The 19,929-nt window shown below is 47.0% G+C and carries 15 protein-coding genes and 1 pseudogene; 11 read left to right on the forward strand and 5 right to left on the reverse strand.

Annotated elements, in window-relative coordinates:
* Window positions 1-22: 22 nt before the first annotated feature.
* A complete protein-coding gene (locus tag ICW23_RS08290; RefSeq protein ID WP_188154328.1) occupies window positions 23-2,095 on the reverse strand; it encodes a transglycosylase domain-containing protein in 2,073 nt (690 codons plus the stop codon).
* A 199-nt stretch (window positions 2,096-2,294) separates the two neighbouring features.
* On the opposite strand from ICW23_RS08290, the gene speE reads away from it, so the two are divergent.
* Together speE and speB are read left to right on the forward strand one after the other, a co-directional pair.
* Window positions 2,295-3,125 carry a spermidine synthase gene (gene speE / locus ICW23_RS08295; protein ID WP_013353957.1) on the forward strand — a complete coding sequence of 277 codons (831 nt, stop codon included), beginning with the start codon at window positions 2,295-2,297 and terminating at the stop codon, window positions 3,123-3,125.
* Window positions 3,126-3,184: 59 nt separating this feature from the next.
* Entirely contained in the window at window positions 3,185-4,057 is an 873-nt protein-coding gene (gene speB / locus ICW23_RS08300; RefSeq protein ID WP_016937592.1) for an agmatinase, read from the forward strand.
* Window positions 4,058-4,190: 133 nt separating this feature from the next.
* On the opposite strand, the gene ICW23_RS08305 is transcribed toward speB, so the two are convergent.
* Both ICW23_RS08305 and ICW23_RS08310 read right to left on the reverse strand, forming a co-directional pair.
* Window positions 4,191-4,310, reverse strand: coding sequence for a PhrC/PhrF family phosphatase-inhibitory pheromone (locus ICW23_RS08305; RefSeq protein WP_115996635.1), 120 nt, complete (start codon window positions 4,308-4,310; stop codon window positions 4,191-4,193).
* Complete coding sequence (locus ICW23_RS08310; protein WP_188154329.1) at window positions 4,294-5,439, reverse strand: tetratricopeptide repeat protein; 1,146 nt, start codon at window positions 5,437-5,439, stop codon at window positions 4,294-4,296. The genes ICW23_RS08305 and ICW23_RS08310 overlap by 17 nt, the downstream gene beginning before the upstream one ends.
* 230 nt (window positions 5,440-5,669) lie before the next feature.
* Here ICW23_RS08310 and ICW23_RS08315 point away from each other — a divergent pair, with 230 nt between their 5' ends.
* Both ICW23_RS08315 and ICW23_RS08320 read left to right on the forward strand, forming a co-directional pair.
* The gene (locus ICW23_RS08315; RefSeq protein ID WP_188154330.1) at window positions 5,670-7,025 is read left to right on the forward strand and encodes a YncE family protein; all 1,356 of its coding nucleotides are present in this window, start codon (window positions 5,670-5,672) and stop codon (window positions 7,023-7,025) included.
* A 39-nt stretch (window positions 7,026-7,064) separates the two neighbouring features.
* Window positions 7,065-8,441, forward strand: coding sequence for a YncE family protein (locus ICW23_RS08320; RefSeq protein WP_095241185.1), 1,377 nt, complete (start codon window positions 7,065-7,067; stop codon window positions 8,439-8,441).
* A gap of 9 nt (window positions 8,442-8,450) precedes the next feature.
* Here ICW23_RS08320 and ICW23_RS08325 read toward each other — a convergent pair.
* A pseudogene (locus tag ICW23_RS08325) lies at window positions 8,451-8,834 on the reverse strand (bacteriocin biosynthesis protein AlbG); the annotation flags it as partial.
* A gap of 153 nt (window positions 8,835-8,987) precedes the next feature.
* Here ICW23_RS08325 and ICW23_RS08330 point away from each other — a divergent pair.
* The 4 genes from ICW23_RS08330 (at window position 8,988) to fnr (ending at window position 13,221) form a co-directional block, all read left to right on the forward strand.
* A complete protein-coding gene (locus ICW23_RS08330; protein WP_045926590.1) occupies window positions 8,988-9,416 on the forward strand; it encodes a YwiB family protein in 429 nt (142 codons plus the stop codon).
* Complete coding sequence (gene argS, locus ICW23_RS08335; RefSeq protein ID WP_016937597.1) at window positions 9,413-11,083, forward strand: arginine--tRNA ligase; 1,671 nt, start codon at window positions 9,413-9,415, stop codon at window positions 11,081-11,083. The genes ICW23_RS08330 and argS overlap by 4 nt, the downstream gene beginning before the upstream one ends.
* A 133-nt stretch (window positions 11,084-11,216) precedes the next feature.
* On the forward strand, window positions 11,217-12,407 hold the full coding sequence (gene narK / locus ICW23_RS08340) for a nitrate transporter NarK (RefSeq protein WP_188154331.1): 1,191 nt from the start codon (window positions 11,217-11,219) through the stop codon (window positions 12,405-12,407).
* A 97-nt stretch (window positions 12,408-12,504) separates the two neighbouring features.
* On the forward strand, window positions 12,505-13,221 hold the full coding sequence (fnr, locus tag ICW23_RS08345) for a fumarate/nitrate reduction transcriptional regulator Fnr (protein ID WP_016937599.1): 717 nt from the start codon (window positions 12,505-12,507) through the stop codon (window positions 13,219-13,221).
* 30 nt (window positions 13,222-13,251) lie between these two features.
* Here the strand turns inward: fnr and ICW23_RS08350 are convergent, their stop codons facing one another.
* On the reverse strand, window positions 13,252-13,971 hold the full coding sequence (locus ICW23_RS08350; protein WP_188154332.1) for a YwiC-like family protein: 720 nt from the start codon (window positions 13,969-13,971) through the stop codon (window positions 13,252-13,254).
* A 143-nt stretch (window positions 13,972-14,114) separates the two neighbouring features.
* Between ICW23_RS08350 and ICW23_RS08355 the strand changes: the two genes are divergently transcribed.
* The 3 genes from ICW23_RS08355 (at window position 14,115) to narH (ending at window position 19,910) form a co-directional block, all read left to right on the forward strand.
* The gene (locus ICW23_RS08355; RefSeq protein WP_099743947.1) at window positions 14,115-14,591 is read left to right on the forward strand and encodes a cyclic nucleotide-binding domain-containing protein; all 477 of its coding nucleotides are present in this window, start codon (window positions 14,115-14,117) and stop codon (window positions 14,589-14,591) included.
* Between the two features lie 179 nt (window positions 14,592-14,770).
* The gene (locus ICW23_RS08360; protein WP_188154333.1) at window positions 14,771-18,457 is read left to right on the forward strand and encodes a nitrate reductase subunit alpha; all 3,687 of its coding nucleotides are present in this window, start codon (window positions 14,771-14,773) and stop codon (window positions 18,455-18,457) included.
* Entirely contained in the window at window positions 18,447-19,910 is a 1,464-nt protein-coding gene (narH, locus tag ICW23_RS08365) for a nitrate reductase subunit beta (RefSeq protein WP_188154334.1), read from the forward strand. The genes ICW23_RS08360 and narH overlap by 11 nt, the downstream gene beginning before the upstream one ends.
* Window positions 19,911-19,929: the final 19 nt, after the last annotated feature.

Below are 19,929 nucleotides of genomic sequence, written 5' to 3' on the forward strand. Positions count from 1 at the left end.
CCCGGCGCACGATGCACCGGGCTTAGTCTTTTTTGCCGAGCCACTTATCCCACCACTTTCTGCGCGGAGGTTCCTTGCGGGCGGGAGCGTGTTCCTTTTCTTTTTTAGACGGTTCCGGTCCATAGCACACATCCGCGGGCTCAGTGCCTGCGATGAAATACGTATAATGCTTTGCGGCGCATCCGGGTCCGGAAGTGTAGCCGGATGCGGGATCGATATAGACGCCCGTGACGCCCTTCGGCGGTTTAAGCGCTATTTCCGGTTCTCCTTCGAGCGCCTTCTCCATAAAGTCCGCCCAAATCGTCTTTGCATAGCTTTTTTCCTCTACGGAATCAATCGTGCTGCTTTTGTCATAGCCTGTCCAAACACCGGCGGCAAGAGCGGGATTAAAGCCGATCATCCAGCTGTCTGCGCTTGTGGTGCCTGATTTCCCGCCGTACGTCCGGGTCAGCCTGTCTGAAATGGTGCGCCCTGTGACGGAAGTATAGCCGTTTAAATCCTGATCAAACATGCCCGTCATCATGCTCGCCGTCACAAATGCGGCTTTTTTATCGAGCGCCTGCTGATGTCTGCGCGGCTGTTCATACAAGATATTGCCGGCAGTATCCGTTACTTTTGTGATAAAGGAAGGGGTGATTTGTTTCCCCCCGTTTGCGAGCATCGCGTAGGCATTGACCATTTCAATCGGGCGCACGGGTTCAGTTCCGAGCGCCAGAGACGGAAGGGGCTTTAAATGTTCGCTGATGCCGAATTCCTTTGCCGCCGACACGAGCTTATTCATGCCGAGAAAGAGGTGGGTCTTCACGGCATAGATGTTGTCTGATAACGCAAGCGCCTGAAGCAGCGTAATCGGTTTATTGGCGTAGTAGCCGTTGTAATTGCTTGGAGAATAAGTATCTCCATTATCGTCAATCTGAAACTCTGTTTCTTCGCTTTTCATCAGCGTGACCGGAGTAAAGCCGCTTTGAATCGCTTTGTAGTATAAAAGCGGCTTGATCGTGGAAGCCGGCTGGCGTTTCGCCTGTGTCGCCCGGTCAAACGGGCTTTTTTCGTAATCACGTCCGCCGATCAGCGCAAGTACGCGCCCTGTTGCCGGATCAATCGCGGAAAAGCCGACCTGAATGTCAGAGCCGGTACGGATCGTATGTGCCACAGTGTTTTCTGCGATCCGCTGCATGCGCTTATCAAGCGTTGTATAAACACGCAGCCCGCTCGTTGTCAGCTGTTCGCGCGTCATCCCGAGCTTTTTCTCGAGTTCTTTCATCGCATCATCGTAAAAATAAGGCGCTGTTTTTGCCGCGGTTCTGTTTTTCAGCGGCTGATAGGCAAGCGGTGTTTTCTTGAGTTTTTCCGCCTTTTCTTTTGAGATCATTTTCTGTTCGGTCATCAATCGGAGAATCGTTTCCTGGCGCTGTTTGGCCTTCTTTTCACTGACATAAGGCGAATAGCCGGACGGGCCTTTCGGTATGCCTGCCAAAAGCACGGCTTCCGCATCGTTCAGATCTTTGGCGTGTTTGCCGAAATACAGGCGGGAGGCGGCTTCAATTCCGTATGCGCCGTGGCCGTAATATATCGTATTTACATAACCTTCTAAAATCTCGTTTTTAGAATAGTTCTGTTCAAGGCGGATCGTATAAAATGCTTCATTCCATTTTCGTTTCCATGTCTTATCATGCTCAAGATAGAGGTTTCTTGCGTATTGCTGGGTGATGGTGCTGGCGCCCTGAACCTTGGCCATTGCTTTTATGTCAGCAAGCGCGGCAGCGGCCATCCGCCGGTAATCAAATCCGTGGTGGCTGTAAAAGTTTTGATCCTCTACCGCAATGGCGGCCTGCACCGCCACCGGATTAATATCTTTTAACCGGACCCAATAGCGTTTTTCACCGAAATCGGTCTCTCCCAGCTTTGAGCCGTCATTTGCATAAAGAATCGTAGACTGAGGGACCCGGACGGAGGGGGCGCCCTGCCATTTCGCTGCAAGAAGAACGGATGTGAAGCAGACACCGGCCAGCATTCCGCCGATCAGTGTCAGAAAGATGCAGGCGCGGATGATTTTGAGCGTGATTCTGAGCTGTTTTCCAGATACTTTATCCACTTTTGGGAACCCCCTTTTTCATGATTCTATTATTATGTGAAAAAAGGGGGTTTTTTAAACATATCAAACCGGACACTTCTTTACTTTTTCCCCTCCATCCTCTATACTTTTTCCTTAGGTGAAAATGAGATTTTAACCGGAATAAAAGCGAAACAGACGCTTACAATAAATGAAATAAGCCTTGAAAGGGAGATGACAATTGAGCGAGCTTTGGTATACGGAGAAGCAGACGAAGAATTTCGGCATTACATTAAAGGTGAAGCAAACATTACATACTGAACAGACTGAATTTCAGCATCTGGAAATGGTAGAGACAGAAGAATTCGGAAACATGCTGTTCTTAGACGGAATGGTCATGACTTCTGAAAAAGACGAATTCGTTTATCATGAAATGGTTGCGCACGTACCCTTATTTACGCACCCGAATCCGGAAAACGTCCTCGTTGTGGGCGGCGGAGACGGCGGTGTCATCAGAGAGATTTTGAAGCACCCGGGCGTAAAAAAAGCGACGCTTGTCGACATTGACGGCAAGGTCATTGAATACTCTAAAAAATTTCTTCCGTCCATTGCGGGCAAACTTGATGACCCGCGCGTCGACGTAAGAGTCGATGACGGCTTCATGCACATCGCAAAATCAGAAAATGAGTATGACGTCATCATGGTTGATTCAACAGAGCCGGTCGGACCGGCCGTCAATCTGTTCTCAAAAGGCTTCTATGCCGGAATTTCCAAGGCGTTAAAAGAAGACGGCATCTTCGTCGCGCAGACGGACAACCCGTGGTTTACGCCGGAACTGATTACAAACGTACAGCGTGACGTGAAAGAAATCTTCCCGATCACCCGCCTGTATACGGCAAATATCCCGACGTACCCAAGCGGTCTGTGGACATTTACAATCGGTTCTAAAAAGTACGATCCGCTTGAAGTGGAGGACAGCCGTTTCTTCGACATCGATACGAAGTATTACACGAAAGAGCTTCACAAAGCGGCATTTGTTCTTCCGAAATTTGTGAGCGACTTAATCAAATAAAAATGTATGGCGCAGGAGCGAATCTTGCGCTTTTTTACAGGAAAGCGAGGGTATTATAGATGAGATTTGATGAAGCTTATTCAGGAAAAGTATTTATCGCAAGCCGTCCCGACTGGAAAGAGGCGGACGCCATCCTTTACGGCATGCCGATGGATTGGACGGTCAGTTATCGCCCGGGCTCACGCTTTGGCCCAAACAGAATTCGCGAGGTGTCTATCGGTCTTGAAGAATACAGCCCGTATCTCGACCGTGATCTGGCTGATTTGAATTTCTTTGACGCCGGCGACATTCCGCTTCCGTTCGGCAATCCGCAAAGAAGCCTTGATATGATTGAGGAATATGTGGACAGCATCTTAGAAAAAGGAAAGTTCCCGCTCGGCATGGGAGGGGAGCACCTTGTGTCATGGCCTGTCATAAAAGCTATGTATAAAAAGTTTCCGGACCTTGCCATCATTCATTTTGACGCGCACACTGACCTGCGCACGGATTATGAAGGCGAACCGCTTTCCCACTCTACTCCGATCCGCAAAGCGGCCGAGCTCATCGGGCCGCAGAATGTATTTTCATTCGGCATCCGTTCCGGAATGAAGGAAGAATTTGAATGGGCGAAGGAAAACGGCATGCACATTTCTAAGTTTGAAGTGCTTGAGCCGCTGAAAAAAGTGCTGCCGCAGCTCGCGGGACGTCCTGTTTACGTCACCATCGATATCGACGTTCTTGACCCCGCTCATGCGCCGGGAACGGGCACGGTTGATGCAGGAGGCATCACGTCTAAGGAATTGCTCGCCTCCATTCATGAAATCGCGCGCTCAGAAGTCAACGTAAAAGGCGCTGACCTCGTAGAAGTCGCACCGGTCTATGACCACTCAGAACAAACCGCAAACACGGCAAGCAAGATGATTCGTGAAATGCTGCTTGGGTTTGTGAAGTAGAAAGAAAAAAACCCGGAATAATAGGGCAGAAGAAGCCTTTGTTCCGGGTTTTTGTAATAGAATCTATCTCTTGAATAAAAAAACTCAAGGGAATTGTCACCGCAAACCTAAAGTGAAATCTTTCATTATAAATTCAGATCATTGCACGTTCAGATATATAATAATGAGGAGTTAAACTATTCGTTATTCCTGCTGATACTAATAGCGTACTCACAGCAAAACAGACTATAAGTAATTTATACTTCAATTTCATATAAATTCACTCCTCCTTCGATCTGCTGTCTGGCTTCTTCAACTTTTAAAAAGTATACAGAAGCTTTTTTATATTCTTCTTTTGTGTAATAATATTTAGCTACATCAAGGGCTAATTCCTCAATATCAGCATACATCAATTTACTTTCAAGAAAATGCAGACAATCGTTTATTAACGTATCTCTTGGATCCGGCATATACAAATATTCCAAAAATTTAAACTTTTCCTCGTAAATTATATCATCTATTTCCTTACATATTGAGATACCTTTTTTATGATAATCGTACGCGTTATCTATATTTTCTAACTTAAAATAAATCTGTGTAAGTAAGAAGTAGGGCTGCGGAAGTGAATGACTCATTTGAGCTTTTTCAAAAACAGCTATGGCTTCTTTTAAATGAGGAATGGCTTCATCTTTATTGTTTTGATTATTGTAGCATAAAGCGATGTTAAAAAGTGTTCTCCCCATTAATTGAGGCTGCTGATCCAGTTCAGCCATCGTATATGCTTTTTGAAAGTGGGATATTGCATGATCATATTGCTTTACATCAAGATAATTAGCGCCAAACAAAGAATGGCACTGAGTCAACCTAATGCTATAATTATCCCCATTTTTATAAATTAAATAAGCTTGCCGCGCATAGTCCATTGAAACATAAGTTTGTTTCATATAGTAATAGACTTCTGACATCTTAAAGTAAAATTCCGCTTTTTCTATCTGATCTGTAACGTACGTCAATTTGCTTTCAGCTTTCTTAAAAAACTGAATGGCTGAAAGATACTCACGGCATTCCAGCTCATACATCCCCCGGAAAAAATTAAAATAATAATCAAGGCGTCCGGTCAGCCGGGCCTGCTTTTTATCAATATCCGCGAGCAGATCCGATAGTCTCGGCTGTTCTTCTATCCGCTGCGATTCCAGCGGTTCGAGGTATTCGAGCATCAGATTGTGGCGGAATTCCATGAGAGAATAGTACAGATGAAGATCCTGGTCATCTTCCAGGCTTGCAAGCTCTTCTTTGATTTCTCTCCGCAAGTACTCGGCGTCCGGGATGCTGAACCTTCGAATATACATATACCATTCGTTGATTTTTTCTCCAACCGCTGAAGACGATACAACACTCGCCACTATTCCGAATCCCTCCCTTCCACGTTATGTATATGACATATTTTATCATTTTCATTCGGAAGGATAGCGCAAAAAAACCGCAATGTTTTCTTTCGTTAAAACCGCATGTCTGCGGATATCATTTCAAAAATCCGCTATGATCCCCGACAATTTGTACAAGCAAACAAATGCATCTTCCATATTCTGTTGTATCTGCGTGAGCAGTGTATGTCTGAAAAGGAAGTGAAGATATGAGAAATAACAAGCTTTCCTTTAAAGAAAAAGCAGGAGCCGCACAGGAAGAATGTTTATGTTTTTGCGAGGAAGAAGCAAGCCGTGAAGCGATGTTTCAAGCGCCGATTGAATTGCCTGAGGGGTTTGTCGTTGATCCGGCTGAAGCTGTTGCAAACGTGACGTGGAATGCAGACAGCCTTTCTTGTGTCATTGAACGCTGTTTCATTGAGACGGGGCCTGAGCCTGATGAAATCGGTATTCAATTCGCAGTGCGCCTGCAGGGAACTGTTACGCTTCTCGTCAGTGTCTCACCAGTGCGAAATCAATATGGACAAGGGGACGGGTCTGTTTCTGTCATCCGCAATGCAGAGATTGACCAAGTCGTCTATTATTCTGATGAACCCGATGATTGCCCGGATGTCAGTGACATTACGATCGAGAACCTTGTTGTCGTTCCGCCATTCTATGGCAGTCCTTTATCGGTGACGGGCACGATTGTGCTTGTTCCTGAGCCGGAACCCGTTTATGCGTTTACAGCGAATCCAAATGATCAATCAGTTTCTGTGATTGATACAAACACTCATACTGTTGTGACAACGATTGCTCTTCCGTACCGGCCGACAGGTATTGAAATAACTCCGGATAAAAGCGCTGTGTTTGTTTTGCACTTCGACAATAATGTGATTTCTGTCATCGATTATGACACTTTAACAGTGACAGCATCCATACTGCTGGATCAGCCGCCTAGATCGATAAAATGTATCCCAAATCATGAGTTTGCTTATGTTCTCGGCGATACTGCGATTTATGTGATTGGAATTGATACGTTAACTGTGGATAGGTCGATTCCTGTGGAAGGGTTTGATTTTGCAATTGATCCCAATGGGTTATTCGCCTATGTTCTTGATTTTGGTTCAGTGCAAAAAGTGGACCTATTCACCGGTGAAGTCACAGGAACGATTGAACGAGAGCTTATCGTATCATCCATAGAAACAAATTGGCCGGAGCGGTATGCGTATGTCTTAGAACAAGAATTCTTGTTCAATTATTTGACGGTTATTGACTTAAATACGTTTACGGTCAGCATTACCCAAGAGCTGGAGCCTGATGGCCAATATGTAATGTTTACGAGTGGATCAGGGGTGTATTTACATGACAGCTTCACTGGCAATTTATATGCTGTCAGTCCGAATGGTGCAGGCGTTATAGGAAATGTTCCGCAATCGGCAAGAGACTTTGCGTTTACTCCGAATGGCGAATTTCTGTATGCTGCTCATTTTTTAGAGCAGAACATCACTGTTTACAACACGGATGATTATTCTGTGGAAACTGTGATATCTCTTGGGGTTTCACCGGGAGATATTGTGATTTAACCAACTGCATGCTGTACATTTCTAAAAGGACGTGAATTCATGAAAAAGAATGATCTTTCTGCTTTACAGGAAAATTGTTTCTGTTTTTGTGATGAGGAAATTAGCAGAGAAGCGCCGTTTCAAGTGCCGATTGACATTCCCGAGGGGTTCACTATTGATTCTGCCGAAGCAGCTGCGGCGGTTACATGGAGTACTGCTCATTTATTATGTATCAGTGAGCCTTGCTTAATCCAGACTGGGCCGGAACCAGAAGATATCGGTGTTCGATATGCCGTGAGAGTAAAAGGTACAGTTACGCTTCTTGTCAGTGTGTCGCCTGTACGAAATCAATATGGACAAGGGGACGGGTCTGTTTCTGTGATTCATACTGAAGAGATTGATCAAGTCGTTTATTATGCAGCGCAGTCTGGCCGCTGTCCTGATTTCAGTCAAATAACAGTGGAAGATCTTCTCGTTGTACCGCCTTTCTACGGCAGTCCGCTTACGGTGACCGGGACACTTGTTTTACCGCCATCGCCAGACCCTCAATCGTATGTGTTTACAGCCAATTCAGGAGACAGCACGGTTTCGGTTATTGATGCAGATTTAAACACTGTTGTAAAAACAATCCCTTTTTCTGACGTGCCAACTCATCTAGGCGTTACTTTTGATAAAGCTTTCACGTTTGTCCTCCATGGGAATACCAACCTTGTCTCAGTGCTAGATAATAAAACATTAACCATCATAAATACCATTACTGTTGGAGAAGGGCCGAGAAAGGTTGAATTTGATTCAACAGATGAGTTCGCGTACGTGATGGCCGCCGGATCTATATATATGATCAACATGGCCTCTCAATCGGTCATTGATGTCATTCCGATACCCGGCGCTTTAGACTTTGCTCTTGATCCGAATGGACAGTATGTCTATACCGCTAATGGAAGCAGTTGGTCGGTTGATAAATATGATGTAAATACTGGGCAGTTGGTAGAAAGTATCATAGATACATTTGAATTTCCCAGTTTAATTGCCACTCCTTACGCTGGAAATTTTGCGTATGTGTTGAATGGTGAGCTGCTGCCGAAAGGTGTAACGGAGATCAGTTTGTCACCATTAAGCAGGGGAGGCGACTTCAACCGTTTATTTGAAACTCTGAGGACGATTGTATTTTCTCGCGATAGCACTAGGGCTTATTTTCTAGAGCCATATAGTGAACCGTTCCTCATTAATAACTTATACGTAGTTAATACGGCTAGACAGAGGATCATTGCAAACGTGTCTCTCCCCGGCGCTTCTGATCTCGCCGTAACACCTGATAATCAGTACATTTATGCAGCACAGCCCGACGACAATACCGTGACCGTGTACCGCACGAGCGATTATACAGCTGTGACGGTGATCCCGGTTGGCGCGGGTCCGTCTGCGATTGCAATGTAGCTTATTTCTCAGGTTGAGAGAAGCAGAGCTGCGATAAGACAATCGTTTATAAATAAATGAGCAGATCTGCTGGATGGCAGCCAGAATGATCAAAAACAGCAGTTCACTTATGATGAAACTGAGCATCCGCCAAACCCCTGCTTCTGTCAGCGCTCCCGCAAGTACGTCCGCATAAAATACTAAATCAGTAACACTGCGAGTCCCATTAATACGGCAAGGGGCGTGTGAAAGCGGAAAGGGACGGCTTTGACAATTTTGAACACGCAGCGCTTTGACATCGTTGGCATAGCTGCTGCACAATCTATGTTGCCGGAAGTCGCAGCAGCTTTGATGAGACTGTGTGAGTTTCTGAAAAGCTGCTGTCATGTTTTTCACGGATTGGGTGACATAGTGATATGATTTTCTCTTCTTATAAGGAACCGCTTTTTATGAGGTTTATCTTCAAATCTAATGAGCAATGATGGTAAGATAGAAGCAGTTGAAGTTTACAAGCTGAATGATTATACTATTCAAGTCAAAGTGGAATGATGAAAAGGACGTGTCAAAATGAAGCAAGAGACACCGATAACACTCCATGTGAAGTCTGTGATCGAGGATGACGGAAATGAGGAAGTCATCGAATTCCGTACTACCGGATTTTACTATGTAAAACAACAAAAAGTGTATCTATCTTATTATGAAGAACACGACCTAGGCAAAGTAAAAACGATTGTGAAGGTGAGCGAAGGCGAAGTCCTGATCATGAGGTCAGGCGCTGTTAAAATGAATCAGCGTTTCATACCGGGAGCTTCCACAATTGCGAAATATAAAATGTCATTTGGTGAGCTTGAGCTGGAAACAAGCACAAAATCGATTCAATCTGATCTCGGTGAAGAAAAAGGCCGAATCAGCATCGCATATGACATGCATGTCGGAGACGAGCAGCAGCATTTACATAATATGACGATCACGTATGAGGGAGGAACTCACGCATGAACATTGCGGAACAAATGAAGGACGTGCTGAAGGAAGAAATCAAAGCGGCCGTTCTGAAAGCGGGCCTGGCGGAAGAAAGCCAGATTCCAAGCGTACTGTTAGAAACACCGAAAGACAAAACACACGGTGATTATTCCACAAACATGGCGATGCAGCTGGCGAGAATCGCAAAAAAAGCGCCGCGCCAAATCGCCGAGGAGATCGTGGCGTCATTTGATAAAGGAAAGGCTTCCATTGAAAAAATGGATATTGCGGGACCGGGCTTTATCAACTTTTACATGAACAACAGCTACTTAACAAAACTGATCCCGTCCGTGCTTGAAGCGGGTGAACATTACGGTGAGACAAACGTCGGACAGGGCGAAAAGATTCAGGTTGAATTCGTGTCCGCCAACCCGACGGGAGATCTTCACTTAGGCCATGCGCGCGGCGCGGCGGTAGGTGACGCGCTGTGCAGCGTGCTTTCTAAAGCGGGCTATGATGTGAGCCGCGAATACTATATTAATGATGCGGGCAACCAGATTAACAATCTGGCGCTTTCCGTTGAAGTCCGTTATTTTGAAGCGCTCGGTCTCGAAAAACCGATGCCGGAAGACGGCTACCGCGGGGAAGATATTATCGCTATCGGGAAAAAGCTAGCCGAAGATTTCGGCGACCGCTTCGTCCATGAAGAGGAGAGCGAACGCCGGGCATTTTTCCGGGAATACGGCTTAAAGTACGAGCTTGATAAACTCCGCTCCGACCTGGAGAATTTCCGCGTGCCGTTTGACGTATGGTATTCTGAAACGTCACTGTACGAAAACGGAAAAATTGATCAGGCGCTCGAGGCGCTTCGCGAAAAGGGCCATGTATACGAAGAGGACGGTGCGACATGGTTCCGTTCCACAACGTTCGGCGACGACAAAGACCGCGTGCTGATCAAAAAAGACGGCTCATACACTTATCTGCTGCCGGATATCGCATACCATAAAGACAAACTTGACCGCGGATTCGACAAGCTCATCAATGTATGGGGCGCGGATCACCACGGCTATATTCCGCGTATGAAAGCGGCAATTGAAGCGCTCGGTTACGAAAAAGGAACATTGGAAGTTGAAATCATTCAGCTCGTTCATTTATATAAAGACGGCGAAAAAATGAAGATGAGCAAACGTACGGGGAAAGCCGTCACGATGCGTGATCTGATTGAAGAGGTCGGCCTTGACGCAGTCCGTTATTTCTTCGCGATGCGCAGCGCTGATACGCATATGGATTTTGACTTGGACCTTGCCGTATCGACATCTAACGAAAACCCTGTGTATTACGCGCAATACGCACATGCCCGTATTTGCAGCATGCTTCGCCAAGGGGAGGAGCAGGGACTTAAACCGGCGGCGGATCTTGATTTCAGCCATATTCAATCAGAAAAAGAATATGACCTGCTGAAAACGATCGGCGGCTTCCCTGAGGCAGTGGCAGAAGCGGCGGAAAAGCGAATCCCGCACCGTGTCACAAATTATATTTATGATCTGGCTTCCGCTCTGCACAGTTTCTACAACGCGGAGAAAGTCATCGATCCGGAAAATGAAGAGAAGAGCCGCGCGCGCCTTTCTTTAATGAAGGCGACGCAAATTACGCTGAACAACGCGCTTCAGCTGATCGGCGTATCGGCTCCGGAAAAAATGTAATCATTATGATAGGACAGAGTCTTCGGGCTTTGTCTTTTTTTTGTATATAAAACGTGTGATGTTCTTCACAATCCCGCGCACCGAGTTTTTGTATGATAAGACTGATATTGAATCAGTGAAAGGGGCAAGCCGAATGATCAATCGTCAACATATTCAATTATCGTTGCAGTCATTAAGCTTAGTGGCGGGGTTTATGGTGTGGGTGCTGATTTCATCGCTCATTTCCCAAATGACATCAGATATTCATTTAACCAAAGGCGAGATTTCATTGGTGACGGCGATTCCCGTTATTCTAGGATCGCTTCTCCGCATTCCTTTAGGGTATTTAACGAACAGGTACGGCGCGAGGCTGATGTTCATGATCAGCTTCATCCTGCTTTTGTTTCCCGTGTTTTGGATCAGTATGGCGGATTCTCTGTTTGATTTAATCGCGGGCGGCTTTTTCTTAGGGATCGGAGGGGCGGTATTCTCCATCGGAGTGACGTCGCTTCCGAAATATTATCCGAAAGAAAAGCACGGTGCCGTCAATGGGATTTACGGTGCCGGAAACATCGGAACCGCCATTACCACTTTTGCGGCGCCGGTTATCGCTCAGGCCGCGGGATGGAGAGCAACCGTGCAGATGTATCTCGTTTTGCTGGCTGTTTTCGCATTACTGCACGTTTTGTTCGGCGACCGGCATGAGAAGAAGGCCAAAGTTTCCGTAAAAACCCAAATCAAAGCCGTTTACCGAAATCATGTGCTGTGGTTTTTGAGCATGTTTTATTTTATTACGTTTGGCGCTTTTGTCGCCTTTACCATCTATCTGCCGAACTTTTTGGTTGAGCATTTCAGGCTGAGCCCCGCGGATGCAGGGCTGCGGACGGCCGGCTTTATTGCGGTCTCTACGCTGCTCAGGCCAGCGGGAGGATTTCTTGCCGATAAAATGAACCCGCTCCGCATTTTGATGTTCGTTTTCGCAGGGCTTACGCTGTCAGGCGTTATGCTGTCTTTCTCGCCGGCGATCGGCCTCTATGCGTTCGGATCACTGACGGTGGCAGTCTGCTCAGGGATTGGAAACGGGACGGTATTTAAACTGGTGCCTTTCTATTTTTCGAAGCAGGCGGGGATTGCCAACGGTATTGTGTCTGCTATGGGAGGGCTGGGCGGTTTTTTCCCTCCGCTGATTCTGGCAAGTGTATTTCAGGCAACGGGCCAATACGCGATCGGGTTCATGGCGCTTTCAGAGGTTGCGTTAGCCAGCTTTGTCCTTGTGATCTGGCTGTATTGGCAGGAAAGAATGAAAACACATACGGAGAGAAACAGTCAGAGCCTCAATTCATAATGATCCATTCACAAGATTGTTAGTTTTTTCTGGGTGAGTGCAAATCAAGTCACGTTACAATATATATACGCAACGTGACTTTCTTCGAGGTGAGCTCATGAATATTCTCTCTGTCCGAAAATCTGATAAAGAACTTCTTTCCCGTGAACTGCATGAATTGCTGGAATCAATCAGCACGAAAAAGAAAATGAAAAAACACACCTATTTGTTTCAAGAAGGAATGGATGCAGAAGAGCTTTATCTGATTCAATCGGGGCTCATTGAAATTGGCAAGCTGACGTCTGACGGAAAAGACCTGACACTTAGAATCTGCCAGAAACACGATATCGTCGGGGAACTGACACTGTTCACAGAAGAGCCGAGGTATATGCTCAGTGCAAAAGTGTTAGAGGACGGCGAGGTGCTCGTCATTAATAAAAACAAGCTGGAAAAGGAATTGATTCAAAACGGTAATTTGACGTTTGAATTTATGAAATGGATGAGCACCCATCTGCGAAAAATCCAGTCTAAGATCAGGGATCTGCTTCTTCACGGCAAAAAAGGGGCGCTCTATTCCACCCTTATCCGTCTGTCAAACAGCTACGGGGTGGAACGAAGCGACGGGATTCTGATTAACATTGTGCTGACAAATCAGGATTTGGCAAAGTTTTGTGCGGCGGCACGGGAAAGTGTCAACCGCATGCTGGGAGATCTGCGCAAACAAGGGGTTATTTCGATAGACGAAACCGGAAAAATTATTTTGCACAAGCGGGACTATTTACGGTGTGAGATCGAGTGTGAAAACTGTCCGCTTGAGATCTGCAATATTGACTGAAAAAACAAGGACAGCCGGTGTCCTTGTTTTTCAATTTGTGATACATATACACATGACGGCGAAAAAGAAGCCGGCATTTGCAATTTCCAGAATGCCGATCGTTTTCGCGGGCCAATTTCTCCCGTGAAAAAACCACGCCCGCAAACTGCTGGGGATAAAAGCGAGAAATGCCCAGCCTGCTCCGAGAAGACACGATAAAAAAGGGAGCAGCAAATGATATCCCCATGACCAGTACGCAAATGTTCTGTTTTTTCTCTCCCGGATGACCGACTTCACATAAAAGGAACTTCCGATAAAAAATAAAGCAGATTGAGAGAGAATAAACCAAGCCCAGCCGTCAAGGGTACCCGTCCCAAGCCAGCAGCTCGCAAGCCCGCCTGAACAAAAGAACAAAACTCCCGCCATATCATTCACGAGTGCCCGTTCGTTTTTTCGGCGGGCATAATGCATATGGATAAGAAACAGCGGCAATAAAGAAAGGCCGACCCAGACGAGCTGCGGTTTATGATAGATAGAAATGATCAAAAAGCAGCATGCCGGAAAACCGTAAATATATATCCACTTTTGATAGGGTTTGAGCCGTTTCTTTTTCAAGGCAAGCGAAACGGGATAAACCGTTAAATAAAGGAAAAGCCAGCCCAGAAAGAGCGGAATATGCCAAAAAACCGGGCCTCCTTTGACTGTGCCGAGTAAGAACGGAATCAGCAGCATCGCCCATGCGCCGTGCTGATTCGGAATCATCACCTTCATCGAAATCCTCCTTTTGTATGTCATTATACATGCAGGCATCCTCCTGATAAGTGATATTCATCATACAAGCTGTGAAATACATCACTGCCGCACAGGCTCAATCGGGCTACACTAAAGCTATCATCAGCACAGGAGGCTTTCCTATGAATCAGTGTGACTACTTATTATTTCTGAAACAACTTCCTATGTTTAACGAAGTGCCCCTGTCCATTGTCGAAACTTTGCTGAAAAACGGGACGTTTATCAGCGGCTCATCTGATCAGTCTCCATCCTTTCTTCATTCACAATCCGTTTATATTGTATTAAAAGGCAGTATCCGTTTTAAGGACAGCAGGCTGCCTGAAGGATCGCAAACCGTTGCGCTGTGGGAAAAAGGCGATGTGTTTCCGATTGATGAAAAAGGCGGGCATTCTTTATCGCCTTTTATCTCAGTCAATGCCTCACCGGACATTCTGGCACTACATATTCCATATTCCATTTTTAAGCAGATGATGTCTTACCATCCGCGGCTGCAAATGAATTTTTTGGCGATGCTTCAGCAAAATGTCTTTTGTTCCTATCAGTTGTTTTTGAGGTATCTGCATACATCACGCGATGAAAACGCTGAACCCGGTTCTTAAATAGGACCGGTTTTTTTCTTTGAAAGAAAACGTCCTGCCATGAACGCCGCCGTCTTTCCTGCTCCTTTGTGTGAACGTTTTGTGAAAAAAGCAGAGTGTGTGACATAGTTCACAAGGAAATGCGCTCTCTCTGTTTATAGTGTACGTAGCATCACCTGACTCGGAAGGAGTGAACGATCATGAAGAAAAAGAAAATGAGTCCGCTGTTCAGGAGATTAAACTATTTTTCTCCTATCGAACATCATTCAAATAAACATAGCCAAACCACTAGCGAAGATCGTGATTGGGAGAATGTATACAGAAACAGATGGCAGTACGACAAAGTCGTTCGCTCCACCCACGGCGTCAACTGCACGGGTTCTTGCAGCTGGAATATTTATGTGAAAAACGGAATTGTCACGTGGGAAGGACAAAACTTGAATTATCCATCAACAGGCCCGGATATGCCTGATTTCGAACCGAGAGGCTGTCCGCGGGGCGCCAGTTTTTCGTGGTACATCTACAGCCCGCTCCGTGTGAAATATCCGTACGTGCGCGGTGTGCTGGTCAATTTGTGGCGGGAAGCACTGCAGGCGCATCAAAATCCGCTTGATGCTTGGAAATCAATCGTTGAAAATCCTGAAAAAGCGAAGTCCTATAAACAGGCAAGAGGAAAAGGCGGGTTTGTGCGCGCTGAATGGTCCGAGGTGCTGAAGCTGATTTCAGCCTCTCTGCTGTATACAGTCATGAAATACGGGCCTGACCGGAATGTCGGCTTTTCACCGATCCCGGCAATGTCCATGATCAGCCACGCGTCAGGCTCACGATTCATGTCTTTAATCGGCGGCCCTATGCTCAGTTTCTATGACTGGTATGCGGATCTTCCGCCGGCGTCCCCGCAAATTTGGGGCGACCAGACGGACGTTCCGGAAAGCAGTGATTGGTACAATTCCGGCTATATCATCACATGGGGTTCCAACGTTCCGTTAACGAGAACGCCTGACGCACATTTTTTGGCGGAAGCCCGCTATAAAGGCGCTAAGGTTATTTCAATCAGTCCGGATTTTGCCGAATCCTCAAAGTTCGCCGATGACTGGCTCAGTATCCGCCAAGGGACTGACGGGGCGCTTGCGATGGCTATGGGGCATGTCATTTTGCAGGAATTTTACGTAAATCAAGAGACGGAGCGGTTTATCAAGTATGCGAAGCAATACACGGATTTTCCATTCCTCGTCACTCTGTCAAAAGAAAACGGTGTATACACAGCGGGCCGGTTTCTGCATGCGAAGGACATCGGGCGGCAGACAAAGCATGATCAATGGAAGCCTGCGGTCTGGAATGATCAGACAGGCGCTCTTGCCATACCGCAAGGAACAATGGGTTCCCGCTGGGACGGACGGCAGAAATGGAACCTGCATATGATCGATGAAGACACCGGGGAACCGATTGAACCCCGACTCTCTGTGCTTGGAATGGAGGACGAAATCGGCTCGGTGCGCATTCCGTATTTTTCAAATGACGGAAACAAAGTGCTCAAGCGGGATCTTCCTATTAAAAAATTGGACCTGAACGGCGAAGAGGTGTGTGTCACGACCGTGTTTGACTTGATATTGGCCAATTACGGCGTGAACCGGAGTATCGGCGGACAATCAGCTGTATCCTATGATGATCCTCGTCCGTTTACACCTGCCTGGCAGGAACAGATCACAGGAATTAAAAGAGAAGCCGTTATACAGATTGCCAGGGAGTTTGCTCAAAATGCGATTGATACAGACGGCCGGTCCATGATTATCGTCGGAGCGGGGATTAACCACTGGTTCAATTCCGACACAATCTACCGCGCGGTGTTAAATCTTGTTTTATTGGTAGGCGCACAAGGCGTAAACGGCGGAGGCTGGGCTCATTATGTCGGTCAGGAAAAGCTCCGTCCTGCTGAAGGGTGGCAAACGATCGCAAATGCAAAGGACTGGGAAGGCGTGCCTAAGCTGCAAAACGGCACCTCATTTTTCTACTTTGCGACAGACCAGTGGCGTTACGAAGACCAGCCGATCAGTGACTTGGCTTCACCGATCGCTTCTTCATCCCGCTACAAGCATCACGCCGATTACAATGTGCTGGCGGCGCGATTAGGGTGGCTGCCGTCCTACCCGACTTTCGATAAAAACGGCATTGACCTATACAAAGAGGCTGAAAAAGCGGGGGCGGAGACACCTGAAGACGTTGGTGCGTACGTCGCCTCGCAGCTTCAAAACAAAAAACTGAAATTTGCGATTGAAGATCCAGACAATGAAGCCAATTTCCCAAGGAATCTCTTCGTATGGCGGGCCAATCTGATCTCAAGCTCAGGAAAAGGGCATGAATATTTTCTCAAGCATCTGCTGGGAACGACGAACGGTTTGATGAATGACGACAGCGACAGCATCCGCCCTGAAGAAATTAAATGGCGGGAGCAGGCGCCGGAAGGTAAGCTCGACTTATTAATCAATCTTGATTTTCGAATGGCGGGTACGGCGTTGTATTCCGATATCGTGCTGCCGGCGGCGACATGGTATGAAAAACACGATCTCAGCAGCACGGATATGCATCCGTTCATCCATCCTTTTGCTCCGGCGATCTCGGCTCCGTGGGAATCGAAGTCAGACTGGGATATTTTCAAGGCACTGTCAAAAGCAGTTTCCGATCTGGCGGAAGAAGTCGAGATGGAGCCGGTGAAAGAAGTGGTTGCAACGCCGCTCCTCCACGACACGATGCAGGAGCTGGCCCAGCCGTTCGGCAAAATCAATGACTGGAGCAGGGGTGAATGTGAAGCCATGCCGGGAAAAACAATGCCGAACATCCATGTTGTTGATCGGGATTACAAGCATATTTTTCATAAAATGACCGCGCTCGGGCCTCATACGGCTTTAAAACCGAGCGGCACAAAAGGCATGAGCTGGTCGATAGCCGATGAATATGAATCACTCAAAAAGAGACTTGGAGAAATCACCTCGGACAGCGTCGCAAAGGGATGTCCGAATATAAGTGAAGCGAAGCAGGCGGCGGAAGCGATTTTAACCCTGTCGTCCACCTCCAATGGAAAAGTCGCCGTAAAAGCATGGGAATCACTTGAAAACATCACAAATCTGGAGCTGAAAGACCTGGCGGAAGAACGGGAGGAAGAATGCTTTACGTTCGAACAAATTACAGCCCAGCCGAAAACGGTCATCACCTCTCCGGCCTTTACCGGCTCAGAAAAAGGGGGACGCAGGTACTCGCCGTTTACGACGAATGTAGAAAAATTAATTCCGTGGCGGACACTGACCGGCAGACAATCTTATTATGTCGATCATGAACTGATGATGGAATTCGGTGAAACGATGGCGACATTTAAACCGATCCTCCAGCATCGCCCGTTTCTAAGCAAACGGCCTGACCAAGAGGGCAAAGAAATCGTCCTTAATTACTTGACGCCGCATAATAAATGGTCCGTCCACAGCATGTATTTTGATTCCCTGCCGATGCTGACGCTGTTCCGCGGCGGGCCGACCGTGTGGATGAATAAAGATGACGCCGCGGATACGGATATCAAAGACAACGATTGGATTGAATGCTTTAACCGAAACGGCGTTGTCGTCGCGAGGGCGGTTTTGTCTCACCGGATTCCTAAAGGAATGGCGTTTATGCACCATGCCCAGGACCGCCATATCAACGTGCCCGGCACAAAACTGACAAATAACCGCGGCGGCACCCATAACAGCCCGACAAGGATTCACGTCAAGCCGACACAGATGATCGGGGGCTACGCCCAGCTCAGCTACGGCTTTAACTATTACGGCCCGACGGGGAACCAGCGCGACCTGAATGTCGTCATCCGCAAGCTAAAGGAGGTCGATTGGCTTGAAGATTAAAGCGCAAATCGGGATGGTCATGAACTTGGATAAATGTATCGGCTGCCACACATGCAGCGTCACCTGCAAAAACACGTGGACAAACCGTTCCGGTGCGGAATATATGTACTTCAATAATGTAGAAACAAAGCCGGGCATCGGCTACCCGAAGCAATGGGAGGACCAGGGCAAATATAAAGGCGGCTGGACATTGAAAAAAGGGAAGCTTGAACTGAAATCCGGCCCGAAAACAAACCGGCTTGCAGGCCTTTTCTATAATCCGAATCAGCCGACAATTGATGATTACTATGAACCTTGGAACTATGATTATGAAACATTAACAAACAGTCCGCAGAAAAAACACCAGCCGGTGGCACGGCCGAAATCGTCACTGACGGGGGATTTCATGAATATCGAATGGGGCCCGAACTGGGAGGATGATCTCGCGGGCGGCCACATTACAGGGCTTGAAGATCCAAACGTTCAAAAAATGGAGGAATCGATCAAAACGGAGTTCGATGAGGTCTTTATGATGTACCTGCCGCGTATTTGCGAACACTGCATCAATCCGGCATGCGTGTCATCCTGTCCGTCCGGCGCCATGTACAAACGCGAAGAAGATGGCATTGTGCTCGTGGATCAAAACGCGTGCCGTTCATGGAGATATTGCGTGTCATCGTGTCCTTATAAAAAAGTCTATTTTAACTGGCAAACGAACAAAGCGGAAAAATGCACACTCTGCTTCCCGCGCTTAGAGGCGGGGCTGCCGACCATCTGCTCCGAGACATGTGTCGGCAGAATCCGCTATCTCGGTGTCATGCTGTATGACGCGGACAAAGTCGAGGAAGCGGCATCTGTTGAAAATGAAAAGGATCTCTACCATTCCCAATTGGACGTTTTTCTTGATCCGAATGATCCTGAGGTTGCCAAACTGGCAAAAGAACAAGGCATCCCGGCTGAATGGATAGAGGCCGCGCAGCAATCGCCAATCTATAAAATGATCATCGATTGGAAGATTGCGCTGCCGCTTCATCCAGAGTACCGCACACTGCCGATGGTTTGGTACATTCCGCCGCTGAGCCCGATTATGAATCTCTTTGAAGGAAAAGGCAGCGGGCAATCCGCGGAAGCTATTTTCCCGGCTATCGACCAAATGAGAATTCCAATAGAGTATTTGGCGCAGCTGTTAACGGCGGGGGATACAGATCATATTCGGTCCACGTTAAAGAAAATGTCTGTCATGCGCCAATATATGAGAGCAGTCCAGACGAATAAATCCATCGACCCGGCACTGATCTCCAGTGTCGGCTTAACAGAACAGCAAATTAAAGACATGTATCGGCTGCTGGCGATCGCCAAATATGATGACCGCTTTGTGATTCCAAGCAGCCATCGGGAAGAAGTGTCTGATTTATACGCTGAACAAGGGAGCTGCGGCTTATCATTTTCAGGCGGCCCAGGCTCTTGTTTCTAACTTTTGATAAATGAGGTGG

The sequence above is a fragment of the Bacillus sp. 1021 genome (genome assembly GCF_014534735.1).
GTDB classification, from domain to species: Bacteria; Bacillota; Bacilli; order Bacillales; family Bacillaceae; genus Bacillus; species Bacillus siamensis.